The sequence below is a fragment of the Bacillus sp. FSL M8-0256 genome, assembly GCF_038005765.1.
Classification (GTDB): domain Bacteria; phylum Bacillota; class Bacilli; order Bacillales; family Bacillaceae; genus Bacillus; species Bacillus safensis.
The window spans coordinates 269,736-286,051 of record NZ_JBBOTU010000001.1 but is presented as its reverse complement, the minus strand read 5'-3'; the positions used below and the strand labels follow the sequence as shown (position 1 = coordinate 286,051).

At 44.0% G+C, this 16,316-nt stretch carries 14 protein-coding genes; 7 read left to right on the top strand and 7 right to left on the bottom strand.

Annotated features, from left to right (window positions below; genetic code table 11):
• The first annotated feature begins 33 nt into the window (after positions 1-33).
• The 6 genes from NSQ76_RS01630 to NSQ76_RS01605 are packed head-to-tail and all read left to right on the top strand — an operon-like array spanning position 34 to position 7,584.
• Positions 34-555, top strand: a complete 522-nt coding sequence (locus NSQ76_RS01630; RefSeq protein ID WP_226340863.1) for a PTS sugar transporter subunit IIA — start codon at positions 34-36, stop codon at positions 553-555.
• Positions 552-881 (top strand): PTS fructose transporter subunit IIB, encoded by a 330-nt coding sequence (locus NSQ76_RS01625; protein WP_024424400.1) that lies wholly within the window; start codon positions 552-554, stop codon positions 879-881. Before NSQ76_RS01630 ends, NSQ76_RS01625 begins: the two co-directional genes overlap by 4 nt.
• Positions 882-916: 35 nt before the next feature.
• Positions 917-2,035, top strand: a complete 1,119-nt coding sequence (locus tag NSQ76_RS01620) for a PTS fructose transporter subunit IIC (protein ID WP_024424401.1) — start codon at positions 917-919, stop codon at positions 2,033-2,035.
• Positions 2,036-2,063: 28 nt separating this feature from the next.
• The gene (mngB, locus tag NSQ76_RS01615; RefSeq protein ID WP_341051957.1) at positions 2,064-4,727 is read left to right on the top strand and encodes a mannosylglycerate hydrolase; all 2,664 of its coding nucleotides are present in this window, start codon (positions 2,064-2,066) and stop codon (positions 4,725-4,727) included.
• A 56-nt stretch (positions 4,728-4,783) separates the two neighbouring features.
• The gene (locus NSQ76_RS01610) at positions 4,784-5,668 is read left to right on the top strand and encodes an ROK family protein (protein WP_024424403.1); all 885 of its coding nucleotides are present in this window, start codon (positions 4,784-4,786) and stop codon (positions 5,666-5,668) included.
• Complete coding sequence (locus NSQ76_RS01605; protein ID WP_341051954.1) at positions 5,665-7,584, top strand: BglG family transcription antiterminator; 1,920 nt, start codon at positions 5,665-5,667, stop codon at positions 7,582-7,584. The genes NSQ76_RS01610 and NSQ76_RS01605 overlap by 4 nt, the downstream gene beginning before the upstream one ends.
• A gap of 57 nt (positions 7,585-7,641) precedes the next feature.
• Here the strand turns inward: NSQ76_RS01605 and arr are convergent, their stop codons facing one another.
• The 5 genes from arr to licT form a co-directional block, all read right to left on the bottom strand.
• A complete protein-coding gene (gene arr, locus NSQ76_RS01600; RefSeq protein WP_024424404.1) occupies positions 7,642-8,058 on the bottom strand; it encodes an NAD(+)--rifampin ADP-ribosyltransferase in 417 nt (138 codons plus the stop codon).
• A gap of 111 nt (positions 8,059-8,169) precedes the next feature.
• Positions 8,170-8,382, bottom strand: a complete 213-nt coding sequence (locus NSQ76_RS01595; protein WP_208946074.1) for a hypothetical protein — start codon at positions 8,380-8,382, stop codon at positions 8,170-8,172.
• A gap of 153 nt (positions 8,383-8,535) precedes the next feature.
• Positions 8,536-9,957, bottom strand: coding sequence for a glycoside hydrolase family 1 protein (locus NSQ76_RS01590; protein WP_024424407.1), 1,422 nt, complete (start codon positions 9,955-9,957; stop codon positions 8,536-8,538).
• Positions 9,958-9,976: 19 nt separating this feature from the next.
• The gene (locus NSQ76_RS01585) at positions 9,977-11,836 is read right to left on the bottom strand and encodes a beta-glucoside-specific PTS transporter subunit IIABC (protein WP_341051949.1); all 1,860 of its coding nucleotides are present in this window, start codon (positions 11,834-11,836) and stop codon (positions 9,977-9,979) included.
• A 235-nt stretch (positions 11,837-12,071) separates the two neighbouring features.
• Positions 12,072-12,908, bottom strand: a complete 837-nt coding sequence (gene licT / locus NSQ76_RS01580; protein ID WP_024424409.1) for a BglG family transcription antiterminator LicT — start codon at positions 12,906-12,908, stop codon at positions 12,072-12,074.
• Positions 12,909-13,093: 185 nt separating this feature from the next.
• Here licT and NSQ76_RS01575 point away from each other — a divergent pair, with 185 nt between their 5' ends.
• Positions 13,094-13,294, top strand: coding sequence for a hypothetical protein (locus NSQ76_RS01575; protein ID WP_024424410.1), 201 nt, complete (start codon positions 13,094-13,096; stop codon positions 13,292-13,294).
• A gap of 35 nt (positions 13,295-13,329) precedes the next feature.
• On the opposite strand, the gene NSQ76_RS01570 is transcribed toward NSQ76_RS01575, so the two are convergent.
• A complete protein-coding gene (locus NSQ76_RS01570; RefSeq protein ID WP_034283122.1) occupies positions 13,330-14,949 on the bottom strand; it encodes an APC family permease in 1,620 nt (539 codons plus the stop codon).
• A gap of 341 nt (positions 14,950-15,290) precedes the next feature.
• Positions 15,291-16,259, bottom strand: coding sequence for an oxygen-dependent tRNA uridine(34) hydroxylase TrhO (gene trhO, locus NSQ76_RS01565; protein ID WP_024424412.1), 969 nt, complete (start codon positions 16,257-16,259; stop codon positions 15,291-15,293).
• Positions 16,260-16,316 lie beyond the last annotated feature (57 nt).

Sequence of the window (16,316 nt, the reverse complement as noted above, 5' to 3'; positions counted from 1 at the left end):
GCCATTTCAAACGGAAAATGATGCTATTTAACCATGCTGAAAAGTACATTACAATCAACTTGTAAGCGCTTAACAAACAAGAGAGAAGGGATCAGCTTGTTCCAAAAAGATCATGTTTTCACACAAGTAAACGGACGATCAAAGAATGAGATTTTACAATACATTTCCGAGAAAGCTGAAGACCTTCAGATTACAAACAATCAGGCGGGGCTATTAGCAGATTTGTTGACACGCGAAGACGAAGTCTCAACAGGACTTCAGCAAGGCTTCGCCATTCCACATACAAAAAGCTCCGCTGTACAAACGGCTTCACTTCTTTTTTTAGAACTTGAACAACCCATTGAATGGGGAAGCTTCGATGATTTGCCCACAAGCTATTTATTTACACTGCTCGTTCCATTAGAAGAAGCAAATGTCACACATCTGAAATTACTGTCAGGTATTGCGACCAGTCTAATGGAACCTGCTTTTATCGAGAAGATTCAACCAGGTCAAACAGCTGATTACTATTACGAAGTCATTGAACAACAATTGAAAGAGGGGATTACACAATGAAAATTGTCGGTGTCACTTCATGTCCAGCAGGGTTAGCTCATACTCCAATGGCAGCCAAAGCGTTAGAAAATGCAGGTAAACAGCTCGGACACGAGATCAAAATCGAACAGCAGGGGATTATGGGACAGGTGAACGGCATTACAGCAGAGGAAGCACAGCAGGCAGACCTCTGCATCATTGCCTCAAATCAGCATATCAACGATGCGGAACGCTTCTCAGGCATTCCCACTGTACGTGTCGAAATCGGACGTGCCCTAAAAAATGCCGAGCAAATTATCACTAAAGCTGTAGCACTTGTTGAAAAGAAAAAGTCTGAATCTCAATAAACATGAGCAATGCCATATAGAAAGGAGCAAAGAAAATGAAAGCAAAATTAAAAGTCATTGAAGGCCATCTCATGACCGGTATTTCTTATATTCTTCCTGTAATCATCGGTGCTTCACTTATCGTTGGTTTAGCAAAACTGGTCGGGTTAGGGTTTGGTGTTTCAGATTTAAACACCTATAAGGATGCTGGCGGCATACTGCACGGTGCCTATTTAATGGAGCAGGTCGGCTGGACAGGCATTGGCTTAATGAACGTTCTGCTCGCTGGATTTATCGCCTATTCCATTGCGGATAAATCAGGTCTTGCAGCCGGTTTTATCGGCGGTGCTCTCGCCAGCTCAACCAATGCTGGTTTTATTGGTGCCGTCATTGCAGGCTTCTTCGCAGGATATGTTGCTCTTTTTGTGAAAAGAAAAATTCAAATTCAAGGCTCTGCAGCTGGGCTCGTCCCTCTGCTCATCCTGCCGCTTATTACCGTTGGCTTAACCGGACTTCTTATGTCAGTTCTTCTGGGCGGCCCATTAGGCGCTTTGAACACAGCATTAATTGAATGGATCAAAGGTATGGTCGCTGATGGAACAAGCACACTCGCACTCGCTCTCATTTTAGGTGCGATGATTGGCTTCGATCTTGGCGGACCGGTGAATAAATCAGCGTGGATGGCTGGTAACGCCCTCTTTCTATCAGGTGTCTACCTCCCTGCCATTCTCGTCAATATTGCGATTGTCATTCCACCGCTTGGATACGGGCTTGCGACATTGATTCGAAAACGCAACTTCTCCCCAACCTTTAGAGAAGCCGGGCGTGGCGGCCTTGTCATGGGCATTATCGGTATTACGGAAGGGGCGATCCCTTTTACCCTCGTCAATCCTTTGAAATTGATTCCGCTCAATGTTGTCGCATGTGCTGTTGGAAGCGGGGTCGCTGCATTATTAGGAGTTCATGACATCATGCCGCCAATTGGCGGGCTATACGGCTTCTTCTCAGTCGGAAACTGGTGGGCTTATTTAATTGGAGCTCTAACTGGCGCACTCGTCATCGGTATTGGCGCCAACCTACTTGTGAATTTCTCTGAGAAAAAAGAGCCAAAAACGCCGGAACATGATCAGAAGCAGAAAGAAGAAGACGATTTTGACCTTGTGCTAGAAGGATAATTTGAACGAAGAAAGGTGTCGTTGATCAATGACTGTCAATGTACATGTGATTCCACATACTCACTGGGACCGGGAATGGTATTTCACCACCTCCCGCTCCCGTATTTACTTAATGAAAAGCGTAATGGACATCTTAGATACCCTTGAAACAGATGAAAGGTTCCATTACTTCATGCTCGATGCCCAGGCTTCCTTATTAGATGATTATCTGAAATGGCGGCCAGAGGATGAGAATCGAATCAAAAAGCTTGTCACAGCGAAACGTCTCATCATCGGCCCATGGTATACCCAAACCGACCAGCTCGTCATTTCAGGTGAATCGATTGTGCGGAACCTACAATATGGGATTGAACGCTGTCAACAGTTCGGCCACGTGATGAAAGTCGGCTATGTCCCTGACTCCTTCGGTCAATCCGCACAAATGCCTCAAATTTATCGCGGATTCGGTATTGTCGATACAGCATTTTGGCGCGGCGTTTCTGACCATATGACGAACCATACTGAATTCAATTGGCGCGGTGCTGACGGCAGTGAAGTCTTTGCTGTGAATCTGCCATTTGGCTACTACTACGGTGGTAATATCCCTGAGAAGGATGAGGACTTACAAGCCTTTTTATCTGAAAAAATCGGTGCGTTGCAAGCAAAGGCCACCACAAAGAATGTCTATTTCCCGAATGGTTTTGACCAAGCACCGATTCGCAAAAACCTGCCTGATTTATTAGAAAAAGCCAATGAACTTGACGAGCATCACTATGAAATCAGCAGTTTAGAAGATTATATTGCAGCCGTGAAAAAAGAGCGGACATCTTTTGAGACATTACACGGAGAGCTCATTCATGCGAAGCATATGCGGATTCATAAATCTATTTTTTCAACACGAGCGGATTTAAAAATCTTAAACAATCAAATTGAAAACTATCTCGTGAATGTGATGGAGCCCATCCTAACGATCAGCTATTCTCTCGGACACGACTATCCGCATGATACGGTTCGCGATATTTGGTACCTCATGTTTGAAAATGCAGCGCATGACAGCATTGGCGGCTGTAATAGTGACACGACGAATCAAGACGTCTTCTTCCGCTACAAGCAGGCAAAGGAAATCGCTGAGAATCTTGTGGACTTACACATGCGTCTCATCGCTATTCGACTGCAAACAGAGCAAGAAATCACATTCACCGTGTTCAATACCCTGCCTTCAAAGCGTTCTGAAGTCATTGAAGTCGAAACCTTTATCACGGAACGTCCATTTACGTTAAAGGATGCTAATGGAAGAACGCTTCAGTACACAGTGAAAAGCAAAACCGATGTCACAGATTATGTGCTGGCACAGCAAATTTCTCTTAACCCAAGTAAAGAAGTGTACATGCCAAAGCAAGTATGGAAAGCTGTGCTGCTGATCGAAGCCCTCGACTTACCGTCAGTTGGTTATACACAGGTCAGCATGGTCTTCGATGAATCAAGCGAATCGGCATGGGAACAAACTGAAGGACACGTGATTGAAAATATGTATTACCGCATTGCGGCAAATGACAACGGATCACTGGACATCACAGATAAACAAACTGGCCGCACATTCTCTGAGCAAATGATCTTTGAAGACAACGGAGATGATGGGGATTCCTACAACTATTCACCCCCTCGTGAGGACCTGTATGTGTCATCCAAGGATCTTTCATCAGCAGACATCTCAGTGGCTAAAAGCGGCCTGCAGCAAGAGCTGACCATCAAGCTTCAGCTCACTGTCCCTTACGACCTAGAGGAGCGCTCTAAGCAATTGGCTGCGACTTCACTTCCGATCACAGCGAAGATAGCATTAAACAAAGACGATGCTGTCATCCGTTTTCATGTAGATGTGGACAACCATGCGTTAGATCATCGCCTACGCGTTCTTTTTGATACAGGCATCGCATCAAACGTATCACTGAGCGATCAACAGTTTGGTACAATCGAACGCCCAACAGAGCTGACGCAAGAGCTAGAATGGTGGAACAATGAACATTGGGAAGAAAAACCGATCACTATTGAACCGATGCAATCCTTTGTCGCACTTCGTGATGAAGCATATGGTGCCGCTCTGTTGACCGACTGCGTGAGAGAATATCAGATCACAGGAGAAGGCTATACAACGATTGCATATACGCTCTTCCGCTGCTTCGGAAAAATGGGGAAAGAAAACCTTCTTTACCGTCCAGGACGCGCATCTGGGGAAAAAATTGTTGATACACCTGACGCTCAGCTGCAAGGTGCACTGTCATTCTCATTTGGAATGCACTATAGCAAGGACGGAGTCAGCGAGGGACACTTGGCACAGCTTGCCAAACGGTACACCACCCCTGTTCAATGCTACGAGCGGGCAGACTTTTTAAACGGTCGTTTAATTTTCTCTTTCCGAGATGAAAAAGAAGACTTACAATCTACTTATAGCCTGCTTGACATCGAGACAGATGGAGCCATTCTAAGCGCTCTGAAAAAAGAAGAGCATGGAACAGGCATTGTCATTCGTCTCTTCAATCCATATTTAACGCGTCAAACAGCCGCTTCAATCAATAGTTCATCTCTACAACACGGAGAAACAGCGAATTTAGGAGAAACACCTGAAGGACATATACTCAAAGCACAACATGGATCATTACACATTGAACCGCTTACACCTTGTCAGGTACAAACCTACATTGTAAAGAAAAAATGAACATGTAGGGGCGGGATCCATTGGATTCCGCCCCTCTTTAATGGAGGGCATTGATCATGCGAATTGGAGGCATTGAAGCAGGCGGAACGAAATTTGTCTGCGGCTACGGAACAACAGACGGAACGATTGAACACATGACTTCCTTTGCAACAGGGAATCCAGTTGAAACATGCCGGCAAGTGATCGATTACTTTACAAAGCATCGTGTCGATGCCATTGGAATTGGGGCATTCGGGCCTGTCGATGTGAAAGAGCAAAGCCTAAGCTATGGGACGATTTTAGACACACCAAAAACAGCCTGGCGCCAATTCCCTTTCCTCTCTACCTTAAAACAAGCCCTCGGGATCCCGATGAAGCTTGATACCGATGTGAACTGTGCAGCACTCGGAGAAGCCCGTTTTTCAACTGAAGCAGAAAAGCCTGCCTCCTTGGTCTATATTACTGTTGGGACTGGAATAGGCGGCGGTGCCTATATTGAACATCGCCTGATTCACGGATTGCTGCATCCAGAAATGGGTCATATCACTGTTCAGCGGCATCCTCATGACACTTACGGAGGCTGCTGCCCTATACATCATGACTGTTTAGAGGGACTGGCATCTGGTCCTGCCATAGAAGGACGCTATCATACACTGGCACAAATGCTGCCAGAGGATCATCCAGCCTGGTCACTTCATGCTTACTATCTCGGGCAAATGACTGCTAACCTGCTGCTCACCCTTTCACCAGAACGCATCATTCTAGGTGGAGGCGTGATGAAACAGCCCGCTATGCTGCCGCTTATTCTTGATGAAACAGACAAACGGCTTCACGGCTATTTGCAGCTGCCAAAGCCTTTACATGAAATTATCACAAAACCATCCTTTGATGGATTATCTGGTTTAATGGGCGCCATCGCTCTTGGAACTGATGCCTTACAGGCGCAAGGAGCCGCGCAATGATGATGACGGCAGATCCTCGAACCTATCAGCTGATTCAGCGGCTATTTGAAACGAAGGGGTTCGTGAAGCTGGAGGAGCTCACTGCCTCTTTTCGCTTATCTGACCGCTCTATCCGCAATTTAATCAAGGAAGCAAATGAGTATTTAAAGGAAACTGGGGCCATGATTAAAACGATTCGCGGGAAAGGATATACTCTTTTAACGAGTGACCAAGATGCTTTCTTACTTTGGCTTCATCAGCAAAAGCTTCCTGCCCGCTCTCTTGTCCCCGTCATGCCAGAAGAGCGTGTACGATTTATGATGAGAAAGCTGCTGCTTCAATCAGATTACTTAAAAATTGACCAGCTGGCTGAAGAACTGTTTATCAGCCGCATGACGGTCAGCAGCGATTTAAAAAAAGGACGAGAGCTGTTAGCCCGTTACGGCATGACCCTTGTATCAAAGCCTGGATTTGGCTTAAAGATTGAAGGAGATGAGCTGCAAAAAAGAACGTGCTATGCAGACTTACTTCTTGATGAAGAGCCTGCACTCTCTCATATCACCGAGCGGGAGCAGCTCCATTTTCCTGATATTTCTCTTGAAACCATTCGATCTATTGTGTTGACGAACCTGCATCAAGAGTCATTGCTCATTAAAGATATTGCCTTAAAAAATTTAGTCATTCACTTAGCCATTGCGATTCAGCAAACACGAAAAAACCAGCGGATATCCGCCAGTACCGCCCGCACACAAAGATCACCCGTTTTGATGAGAATTGCACAAAAAATCATACAGCAGGTGAGTGACACTTTTTGTGTGACCTTATCAGAGGATGAAACAGATTACTTAGTCATGCATCTATTGGCGAATCAAACGTGGAAAGAAGCCGCCCAGCATCAGACGACAGTGGAAGTTCAGCAGGCGGTTACAGTCTTTTTACAGCACATTGAAAAAATAAGCGGTCATCGTTTTGCTGATGACAGCATCCTGCAGCAAGACTTGATGCTTCATATGAAGCCGTTATTAAATCGCATCCAATATGGCGTATCATTACAAAATCCGCTTTTGCATGAGATCAAAACGTCCTATCCTTACCCGTTTGATTTGGCTGTCAGCGGGCTGAATGCATTACAGCTGGTACGGACGCCAAATGAAGATGAAGCGGCATATGTTGCCCTGCATATCGCTGCTTCATTTGAAAGAAGTCAGCTCGACACCTCGCAAAAAAAGAAAGCGATTATCGTGTGCGGGTCTGGACTAGGGACGGCCAGACTGCTTGAAATTAAATTGAAGGCAGCCTTTCAGCACGAGCTTGACATTGTTGAGCTCTATTCCTATCAGGATTATCTCATGAGCTCCTCTTTGCCGTGTGACGTCATCATCACAACCGTGCCTCTCACATCAAAGGGGAAACCAGTCATTCAGGTCAGCGCCTTTTTTGAACATCATGATATACAGCGTGTAAATGAAGTCATTCATTTATTAAATGGACACGGGGCACCCTCAAAAGAGCTGATGGCGTTTTTTCAAGAGCGATTGACTTTCATGAATGCTGATCTAAGCAGCAAGGAGGAGGTATTAGATATATTATGCAGCCGTTTAGAGGCGCATCAGCTAGTATCGTCTTCTTTTCGGCCCTCGGTGCTTGAGCGGGAGCAAATGTCGTCTACCTATCTTGGCAGCGGCATTGCAATGCCGCACCCGCTCATCACAAATGAAGGCACCTCCTCTGTAGCCATCGCACACTTAAAACAGCCGATTGACTGGCAGGGAGACCAGGTATCACTTGTCTTTTTATTAGCGATTCATAAGGATGACGCTGCCTGCATGAACCAATTCTTTGAACAGGCCGTCGATTTACTAGACAATCCAGACCGCATTCGCGCCCTCAAGCAAGCCAACACATTTGATGAGCTGATGGATGCGTTGTTCCAATAAGATCAAACAAAAGGCCGCCCAGTTCATGAGGCGGCCTTTTTATTTAGATATATATCATTAATCGTAGATGACATTTTTTCCTTCTTCACTTAATTTTTTTAAGGAGCTCAGCATATGATTGATTTCTTCATCGGAATGTCTTTCCCAAGAACCTAATTCTGCGACTATTTTCAACGGAGATTTCGATCGATAAGAACGTGTTGGGTTGCCGGGAAATCTTTTATCAGTCACATTTGGATCATTTTCAAACTCGCCTAACGGTTCTACAATATAAATTCTTTCTTTCGCATCAGACCTAGCTAATTCAGCACCCCATTTGGCCGCGTTTAGTGTTCCGGTGAAATAAATATGGTTCGATTTTTTATCCTGATAATTGGATAAATGCAGCGGTTCAAGCAGATCTCCAATCTTCAATTCCGCTTTTGTCCCATGAAAAAATGGCCCGGGATCTAACACCTTTTGCTTGTCATTCATACAGCCACACCCCTTATCGTTTTTGACTTGCGTATAACAGTATACGGCTAGATATGGGCGAGAAACAGTCTATAAATTTCATTAAATTCGGGGTATAATAATAGTAGAGAGTTAGATGTGAACAGACATAAGTACTGTAAATAAAAACGGAAATTTCGCATTCACACCAACAATGACGAAAACAAGAATACCTTCCACAGCTGACAGCGTCACAATCAATCCATGGTTCATTGGATATTCCTTCGCAATTAATTTCTGTCCTATATAATTCAAACTATAAAAAATCAAAAACAATGTGAAGAACATAAAAAAAATCGTCATCATATAAACAACCCCTTTCTGATAATGGATTTTTATCCAATTTTTACAATATATCATCAGACTATCATGTTAGAACAACTCGAACAATATGATCTTTCCAATAAAATGAACGAAAAAAAGCCAGCCACCCGCATAAGGTGATTGGCTTTTTTATCGTTATTTCCCGATGTTGTCTCCATTTTGCTGAATCAAGGTTTCATACCAATAAGAGCTCTTTTTGCGAATTCTTTTAAGGTCTTTTAGGTCAAATTCGTCGCGATTGACGTAGATGAACCCGTAGCGCTTGGAGCATCCTTGGTGTGTGCTGATTAAGTCGATGGCTGACCACGGGCAGTATCCGAATACCTCGACGCCGTCTGTGATCGCCCATTTGATTTGCTCGATATGTTTTTCTAGATAATCAATTCGATAATCATCCTGAATTGATCCATCTTCTTCTAACTTGTCGAATGCACCCAATCCGTTTTCCGTGATAATAAGCGGCAGCTGATAGCGGTCATAAATCTCCCGCATTGTTGAACGGAAGCCGACAGGGTCAATCTCCCAGCCAAACGCATTTTTGCTTAAGAATGGGTTGTTGCCGCCTTTGTAGACGCCATCTTCACCTGATTTCAAATGCTGATCTCCGCCGCGTGCAAATTCGTCGTTGCCATCTCCTTTACTCGCTTCAACTGTTTGTGAGGTGTAGTAGTTAAAGGCAATGAAGTCTGGCTTCGCGCTTTTCAAAATATCCATATCTCCCTCTTCGATGACAGGAAGAATGTCTTTTTCTTTCATGTACGCCCAAGCCAGGTTGTTATAACGCCCGAACACCGCCATATCAAGATAAAGCCAGTTGCGGATCGCATTGTAATTCGCCGCAGCAAGCACATCTTCAGGCTTTGGAGAAGCCGGATAAATGAGCGCAATGTTTGGCGCTGGACCAATTTTCGCTTCAGGCAGCATTTGATGACAAAGCGTCATGGCTTTTGCCTGTGCAACGAGCATATGATGATTCTGCTGATACAGTTCTTTTTTCGGATTTTCTAAATTTGGATCAAGTGTACCTAGCGCTGATCCATGTAAGATCATCATGTTTTGTTCATTAATGGTCAGCCAATAGTTTACCTTCTGACCATACTCCTTGAATAGCACCTCTGCATAGCGTTCAAACGCATCTACTGTCCCGCGGTTAGACCATCCGCCCTTTACTTGAAGCGCATGAGGCAGATCAAAATGATACATTGTCACGATTGGTTCAATGCCATAGCGGCGCAATTCATCGATGAGTGAATGATAGAATTCAATCCCCTTTTGATTGATCTCCCCATCTCCATCTGGAATGATCCGTGTCCACGCAATGGAAAAGCGATAAGCCTTCAAGCCCATTTCCGCAAACATCTTCACATCCTCTTTATAACGGTGATAGTGATCGCTTGCGACTTTAAAATCCGTTGTCCCTTCAGGATAACTTGCTCTCATGTCAATGACAGAAGGCCCCTTGCCATCCTCGTTCCACGCACCCTCTACCTGATAGGCGGAAGTAGATCCGCCCCAGAAAAAGTCTTTTGGAAATGATGCTAGTGTTGAATATCTCATGATTTCTTCCTCCTTTTGATTAAACTAGATGTAAAAATGATTGGCCTGGTGTGATTTGTTTCTCTTCCGTTTCAATGATATCGCTAAACTCACCTGAATTGGTAATAATAACGGGTGTTGTGACTGACAGGCCTGAAGCTTGGATGGCTTCTATGTCAAACTCAGCAAGCAGTTCGCCTTCTGTGATGGTTTGCCCCTGAACAACCTTCGGGGTAAAATGCTTTCCGCCTAATTGTACGGTATCCAGTCCGATGTGAATGAGTACCTCTGCTCCGCTTTCAGAGGTTAGACCATACGCATGTCCAGTTGGGAACACCGTTGTCACAATTCCTGATACTGGTGCAAACAGCTTTCCTTCTGATGGAATGATGGCTGCGCCCTTTCCTAGTGCACCAGATGAGAATGCTTTATCCTGCACTTCCTCCAGCTTGATGACCTCGCCCTTTAAAGGACTTTTCACATGAGCTGCTTTGACCCCATGTTCGTTTTCAATTACCGGTGCAGAAGCGGCTGCCGGCGTTTCATCTTCATCTACTGGATCTTTAAATCCAATCAAATAGGTTAGGATGATCGAAAGGACGAACGAGACCGAGATTCCGATGATGAACCCTGTAAATCCTTGACCGTAGAAAATCGGCAGTGTCAGTAAACTTGGAAGGCCTGACGCAATTGCAATACTTTGTGAATAACCGATAATCGCACCGCCGACCCCAGCAGAGATAACGGCTGCAATAAATGGTTTTTTCAAACGAAGTGTGACCCCGTATACAGCTGGCTCTGTGATCCCAAACACAGCAGAAACTGCTGTTGATCCAGCCAGTGATTTCAGTTTTTTATTCTTTGTTTTCAGCATAACACCGATTGAAGCACCGGCTTGTGAAAATACAGCTGGCGCAGTGGCCGGCTTGATATGATCTTTCCCATGGACTGCGATATTATTTAAAATGACTGGCACAAGTCCCCAATGGATACCGAAGATGACAAGAATCTGCCAAGCCATCGCAATTAAAGCACCTGCAAGTGTAGGACTAAAGGAGAATACTTTCAGCAAAACAGCTGCAATGCCATTCCCTGCATACACACCAAATGGTCCGAATACGATGAGTGTCAGCGGAACAACCGTGACAAGCAAAATCAGTGGAGTAATAAAGTTTTTGACACTTTCATGAATAACTTTGTTAAAGAAACGTTCGATATATCCCATGACAAACACTGCCAAAATGATTGGGATGACCGTAGATGTATAAGACATTAAGACGACTGGAATCCCGAAGAATGTCACATCTCCGCCGCCTTTTGACAATTCTTGAATGGTTGGGTAAATCAGTGCACCTGCTATCGTCACAGCGACAAACGGATTCGCTTTAAACTTCCTAGCAGAAGTGAATGCGAGCAATAATGGCAGGAAGTAGAACAAGCTGTCAGATGCTGCAAATAAAATTTGATACGATGTATCTTCAGGAGATAACCATTTCGCGTTGATACAGATACCTAATAGACCTTTTAAAATACCTGCACCCGCCATGACACCGAGAAGTGGTGTGAAAATCCCCGATACAATGTCGACGAATTTCCCGAAAAGGCTTGTGCTCTCTTCACCTGATTTTGCAGATGAAGCAGTGGAATCCTCTAATAGATTCGTAAACTCTCCAATTTCTCGATATACCTCTGGTACGGTATTGCCAATGACCACTTGAAATTGGCCGCCGCTTTCCATAACGGTAACGACGCCATTTAATTTTTCAATGGCCGCTTTATCCGCTTTTGATCTGTCATTTAGTGTGAAGCGAAGCCTTGTGGCACAATGCACCAACGAATGGACGTTTTTCTCTGTACCAATGTGTTTAATAATGTCTTCTGCTAATTGACGATAACTCATGCAAAAACCCCCTTTTTTTCAAAAAAATACGTTTTTGGGCAAAATAAAAACCTAAACGGGCACCAAAAATAGTCGCAGCTTGCTGTTGCGCTTTTTCAGTGAACGTTTAGGTTTTGCCTGCCGAACAGTCACAATCCTCTAAGACGATCATTGTGAAACCGTATTCTTTTATGTTTATGAGCAAATAGTACCACTCACCTTTTCTCATGTCAACGCTTTCTTTTAAAATCTATCTTTATTTTTCTCGTTTGATCAGTCGATTCAAATGAATTGATAGATACAGCATCTCCTCCGATGTGAGATCCCGATGATAGGTTTGATAGACATATTCTGCGATTTTCTTTGCGCAATCATATGCTTTCGGATATTTCACTTTGATCAGCTGATATAAGTCCTGATCTTCGCTGACAAGCAGTGTTTCGTTAATCAGACGCTGGACGAAAAAGCGCAAATGCGTGAGAAAACGGTAAAAGTTAAGCGAGTCTTCATCAAATTCCATGTTGAGATGATATTTCACAATGGTGAGAATGGCATTGACTTCCTTTGTGATATTGACCGTCGTATTCATATCCTCATTGAGCTCTGCGTTAATGATATGCATGGCAATAAAGCCCGCTTCATCCTCAGGCAGTTCAATATGAAGACGCTCTTCAATCATCTCAAGACAGTCCTTTGCCACCAGAAATTCATCTTTGTATAAGCGTTTAATCTCCCAAATAAGCGAATTCTCAATCAGATGATTTTTCTTCAGCCGTTCGATGGCGTAATGAATATGGTCTGCCAGCGATACATGCAGACTTTCATTTAATCTTCGGTTCAGCTTTGTATGTGCATATTGGATCATTTCTTCGGTCACTTTGACCACATCATACGGAACCTCTTGAAGCAGCATTTTCATCCGCTCGTGAACGGAATGATCCTCCAGGCGGAAGACTTTATCAATCAACGATTCGTCCACCGGGTCCCCGGGACGTCGCTGGAAAGCGATGCCTCTGCCCATGACAACGATTTCTTTTCCATGTTCATCTATGACACTAATGACATTATTGTTTAGAACCTTTTGAATCTGCATTTCCAAACACCTCCGTCTATGACCAACAACTTTACTCAAAATATGCTCTCATCTTAACACAATTGTCAAATCACTTGATATTTTTATCTGACTTTAGCAATAGTTCTCATCAATAGTCAACCTCTTCATTGCTGGTCTGATCGTGCATCAGCCTGCATACAATACTCCTGAGGAGGTGGCCTTCTGTGAAAGCTTTTTTCTGGTCTGCATCATTTTTATTCTTGCTCATGTTCACCCTCATCATCCTAGGCATCGTGTTCTGGCTGAGTGGACAAGGCTTAGGCCAGCTTTGGAGATATGTGCTCATTTCACTTGTCACAGCGGCCGTTTTGCGCGGCGTCACCACTTGGCTGAAACGGCATGTGATGCACCTTTCATCCAAATAAAAACGGCTGCCCCGAGTGTTCAGGCAGCCGTTTCTTTATTCTTTGGTTGCTGCAGCTTCTTTCTGAGAAGCACGCAGCTCATCATTGATTTTTTTCGCATCCTCTAAAAACTCTGTTTCATATCCACTTTTGAGTGCCCACATATAAAATAGCAGAGCTACCACTGTAATCAGTGCCATGTCCCAGCCATAATGAATGATGTTATAACCGCCGAATTTGTCACTGCCAAGACAGGAAATCGTCATCATGACAAGCAGGTACACAACCATCCAAGCACCCGCCTTAAAGTTGCGGCCGAAGCCTTTCCACTTCGCTTTTGCTTGATAGTAAAAATAGATAGGGAGACCGATGAGAATAATGAACAGCACCTGACCTGTTAACGGCCATCTTGCCCAATACAGTGTCAATGAGGCAAAGACAAAACCGAGAGGAGCAATGATGCTGAGTCCTTTTATTCGAAGCGGACGATATAAATCTGTCCCTGTCTTTCTCAGCGTCATGACTGTCACTGGTCCCGTCAGATACGAAATAAGTGTTGCGACAGAGATAATTTCAGCAAGTACACCCCAGCCTCTAAATAAAAACAGAAAAATAAACGATACGGCTAAGTTAAAAAACATTGCTGGACGAGGCACGCCGTAAATAGGGTGCAGACGGCCAAGCACACTTGGCATGTATTTGTTTTTTTCCATTCCATAAATCATACGAGACGTCGTTGCGGTATACGTAATTCCTGTACCAGAAGGTGACACAAACGCATCCGCATATAAAATCAGAACAAGCCAGTTAATCCCAAGCGCAATGGCAAGGTCCGCAAATGGCGAGTTGAAATTCAAATGACCCCATCCGTTCACAATCATAGATGGATCAACAGCACCGATAAAGGCGACTTGTAAAAGGACATAAATCACAGTTGCAATGAAAATCGATCCGACAATGGCAATTGGAATCGACCGGCCTGGATTTTTTGCCTCACCGGCCATATTAATCGGGCTTTGGAAGCCATTGAAGGCAAACACAATCCCAGATGTCGCAACAGCTGTCAGCACACTCGCCCAGCCGTTAGGGGCAATACTTGTTCCAGAAGTAAAATTCTCACTATGAAAACCTACGAATAAGAGCGCACCAATTGTTAATCCTGGAATGACAATTTTAAATACGGTAATGAATGTATTTGCTTTTGAAAATAACCCAACTGTCCAATAATTAAGCAGAAAGTAAATCACAAGAAGCACACTGGCAACCATAAGACCTTCTGTCGTCAATACCCCTTTTGTGACCAAATGAGATGTCCACTTTGCCCACTCCCAAGGCCAAGAGCTCATGTACTGGACGGAAGCAACCGCCTCAACTGGTATCACGGAGACAATGGCGATCCAGTTCGCCCAAGCTGCAATAAACCCAATAAAAGATCCGTGTGAATATTGCGTATATTTCACCATTCCGCCTGCCTCAGGAAACATCGATCCGAGTTCACTATAAGACAAAGCGATAAATAAAATCACAACCATCCCAATCAACCAGGATAAAATAGCAGCAGGACCGGCGATTTGAGCTGCACGCCAAGCACCGAAGAGCCATCCTGAACCAATGATTGAGCCAAGACCTACCATCATTAAAGCGAAAGTTCCCATCCTACGATGCAAATGATTCATGTTCATAACACCTTTCGATTAAAATACAGAGCATGTGTCAAGCAAGCGTCTTTCTTTCAAAGCAGCTCACTTTTCATTTCACTGGCAAATATTTCTTCTAATGAACCTTTATCTTTGTTCATTTTTTCGCCTGTTATATTATCTCTCAATTCTTCATTTTCTGAAATAGTCGAACATGCTTATTTCAAAAGAAAGCGCTTTTTCACCTGTTCAATCTATTAGACTGAATAACTACCTTTACCCTTATTTTGAAAAAAACAAAACAAAAAAGATAGAGGAAATGACTTCCTCTATCTTCTAACCCCCGTCATGTATAGAAAAAAGGATAGAGGGGATTCCCTCTATCCTTGTGAAATCGCTTGTTCTTTTTCAATGACAGCTAGTCTTTCTTGTACTTCTTCTTCAGATAAATTGTGCTGTTTCACATACAGGTTCCGTTCGCTTGTGCGGCATTCATGACTGCAGCTGCGCATATACTTATGCTCACTCTCTTCAGTGGCAATCATCTTACGGTTACATGCAGGGTTCGCACAGTTCACATAACGCTCGCAAGGCTCACCAGTGAAGAAATCTTTTCCGACAACCACATGCTCTGTTTGATTCACTGGTACTGTTAAGCGATTATCAAACACATAGCATTGACCGTCCCATAGCTTCCCTTGCACTTCTGGATCTTTTCCGTAAGTGACAATTCCGCCGTCAAGCTGAGAGACATCTTCAAAGCCTTCACGCTTTAACCAGCCTGAGAATTTCTCGCAGCGTACACCGCCTGTGCAATAAGTCAGGATTTTTTTCCCTTCAAGAATCTCTTTATTGTCACGAATCCACTCAGGTAATTCACGGAATGTCTCAATATCAGGACGGACTGCCCCTCTAAAGTGACCAACATCAAACTCGTAATCATTACGTGCATCAATCACAACCGTATCAGGTGATTGCATTTGCTCGTAAAATTCGACCGGGCTAAGATGTTTCCCCGTTAATTCTAACGGATTCACGTCATCCTCAAGGCTGAGGTTCACGAGTTCCTTCCGGTGGCGGACGTGCATTTTCTTAAACGCATGTCCATCTGCTTCGTCAATTTTGATCGGCATAGACGCAAAGCGCGGATCTTCTTTTAACGCTTGCATGTACTTGTCCGTTTGCTCAATGGTTCCAGAAACCGTTCCGTTCAAGCCTTCTGCTGATACAAGGATACGGCCTAACAAACCAAGCTCCTTACAGAATGCTAAATGCTCTGCTGTAAACGTCTCTGGGTCCTCAATGGGGACATATTGATAGTAAAGTAAAACGCGATATTGTTTTTCCATCTATATAAACACCTCTTAAATTTAATCAAAACATACCATTCTTTATCATACAGGAAA

Bases quoted from the DNA above. Each gene is read 5' to 3' on its own strand.
- NSQ76_RS01630 (WP_226340863.1), top strand. From the start codon at position 34: ATGCTGAAAAGTACATTACAATCAACTTGTAAGCGCTTAACAAACAAG.
- NSQ76_RS01625 (WP_024424400.1), top strand. From the start codon at position 552: ATGAAAATTGTCGGTGTCACTTCATGTCCAGCAGGGTTAGCTCATACT.
- NSQ76_RS01620 (WP_024424401.1), top strand. From the start codon at position 917: ATGAAAGCAAAATTAAAAGTCATTGAAGGCCATCTCATGACCGGTATT.
- mngB (WP_341051957.1), top strand. From the start codon at position 2,064: ATGACTGTCAATGTACATGTGATTCCACATACTCACTGGGACCGGGAA.
- NSQ76_RS01610 (WP_024424403.1), top strand. From the start codon at position 4,784: ATGCGAATTGGAGGCATTGAAGCAGGCGGAACGAAATTTGTCTGCGGC.
- NSQ76_RS01605 (WP_341051954.1), top strand. From the start codon at position 5,665: ATGATGATGACGGCAGATCCTCGAACCTATCAGCTGATTCAGCGGCTA.
- arr (WP_024424404.1), bottom strand. From the start codon at position 8,058: ATGAATGACAAGCAAAAGGTGTTAGATCCCGGGCCATTTTTTCATGGG.
- NSQ76_RS01595 (WP_208946074.1), bottom strand. From the start codon at position 8,382: ATGATGACGATTTTTTTTATGTTCTTCACATTGTTTTTGATTTTTTAT.
- NSQ76_RS01590 (WP_024424407.1), bottom strand. From the start codon at position 9,957: ATGAGATATTCAACACTAGCATCATTTCCAAAAGACTTTTTCTGGGGC.
- NSQ76_RS01585 (WP_341051949.1), bottom strand. From the start codon at position 11,836: ATGAGTTATCGTCAATTAGCAGAAGACATTATTAAACACATTGGTACA.
- licT (WP_024424409.1), bottom strand. From the start codon at position 12,908: ATGCAGATTCAAAAGGTTCTAAACAATAATGTCATTAGTGTCATAGAT.
- NSQ76_RS01570 (WP_034283122.1), bottom strand. From the start codon at position 14,949: ATGAATCATTTGCATCGTAGGATGGGAACTTTCGCTTTAATGATGGTA.
- trhO (WP_024424412.1), bottom strand. From the start codon at position 16,259: ATGGAAAAACAATATCGCGTTTTACTTTACTATCAATATGTCCCCATT.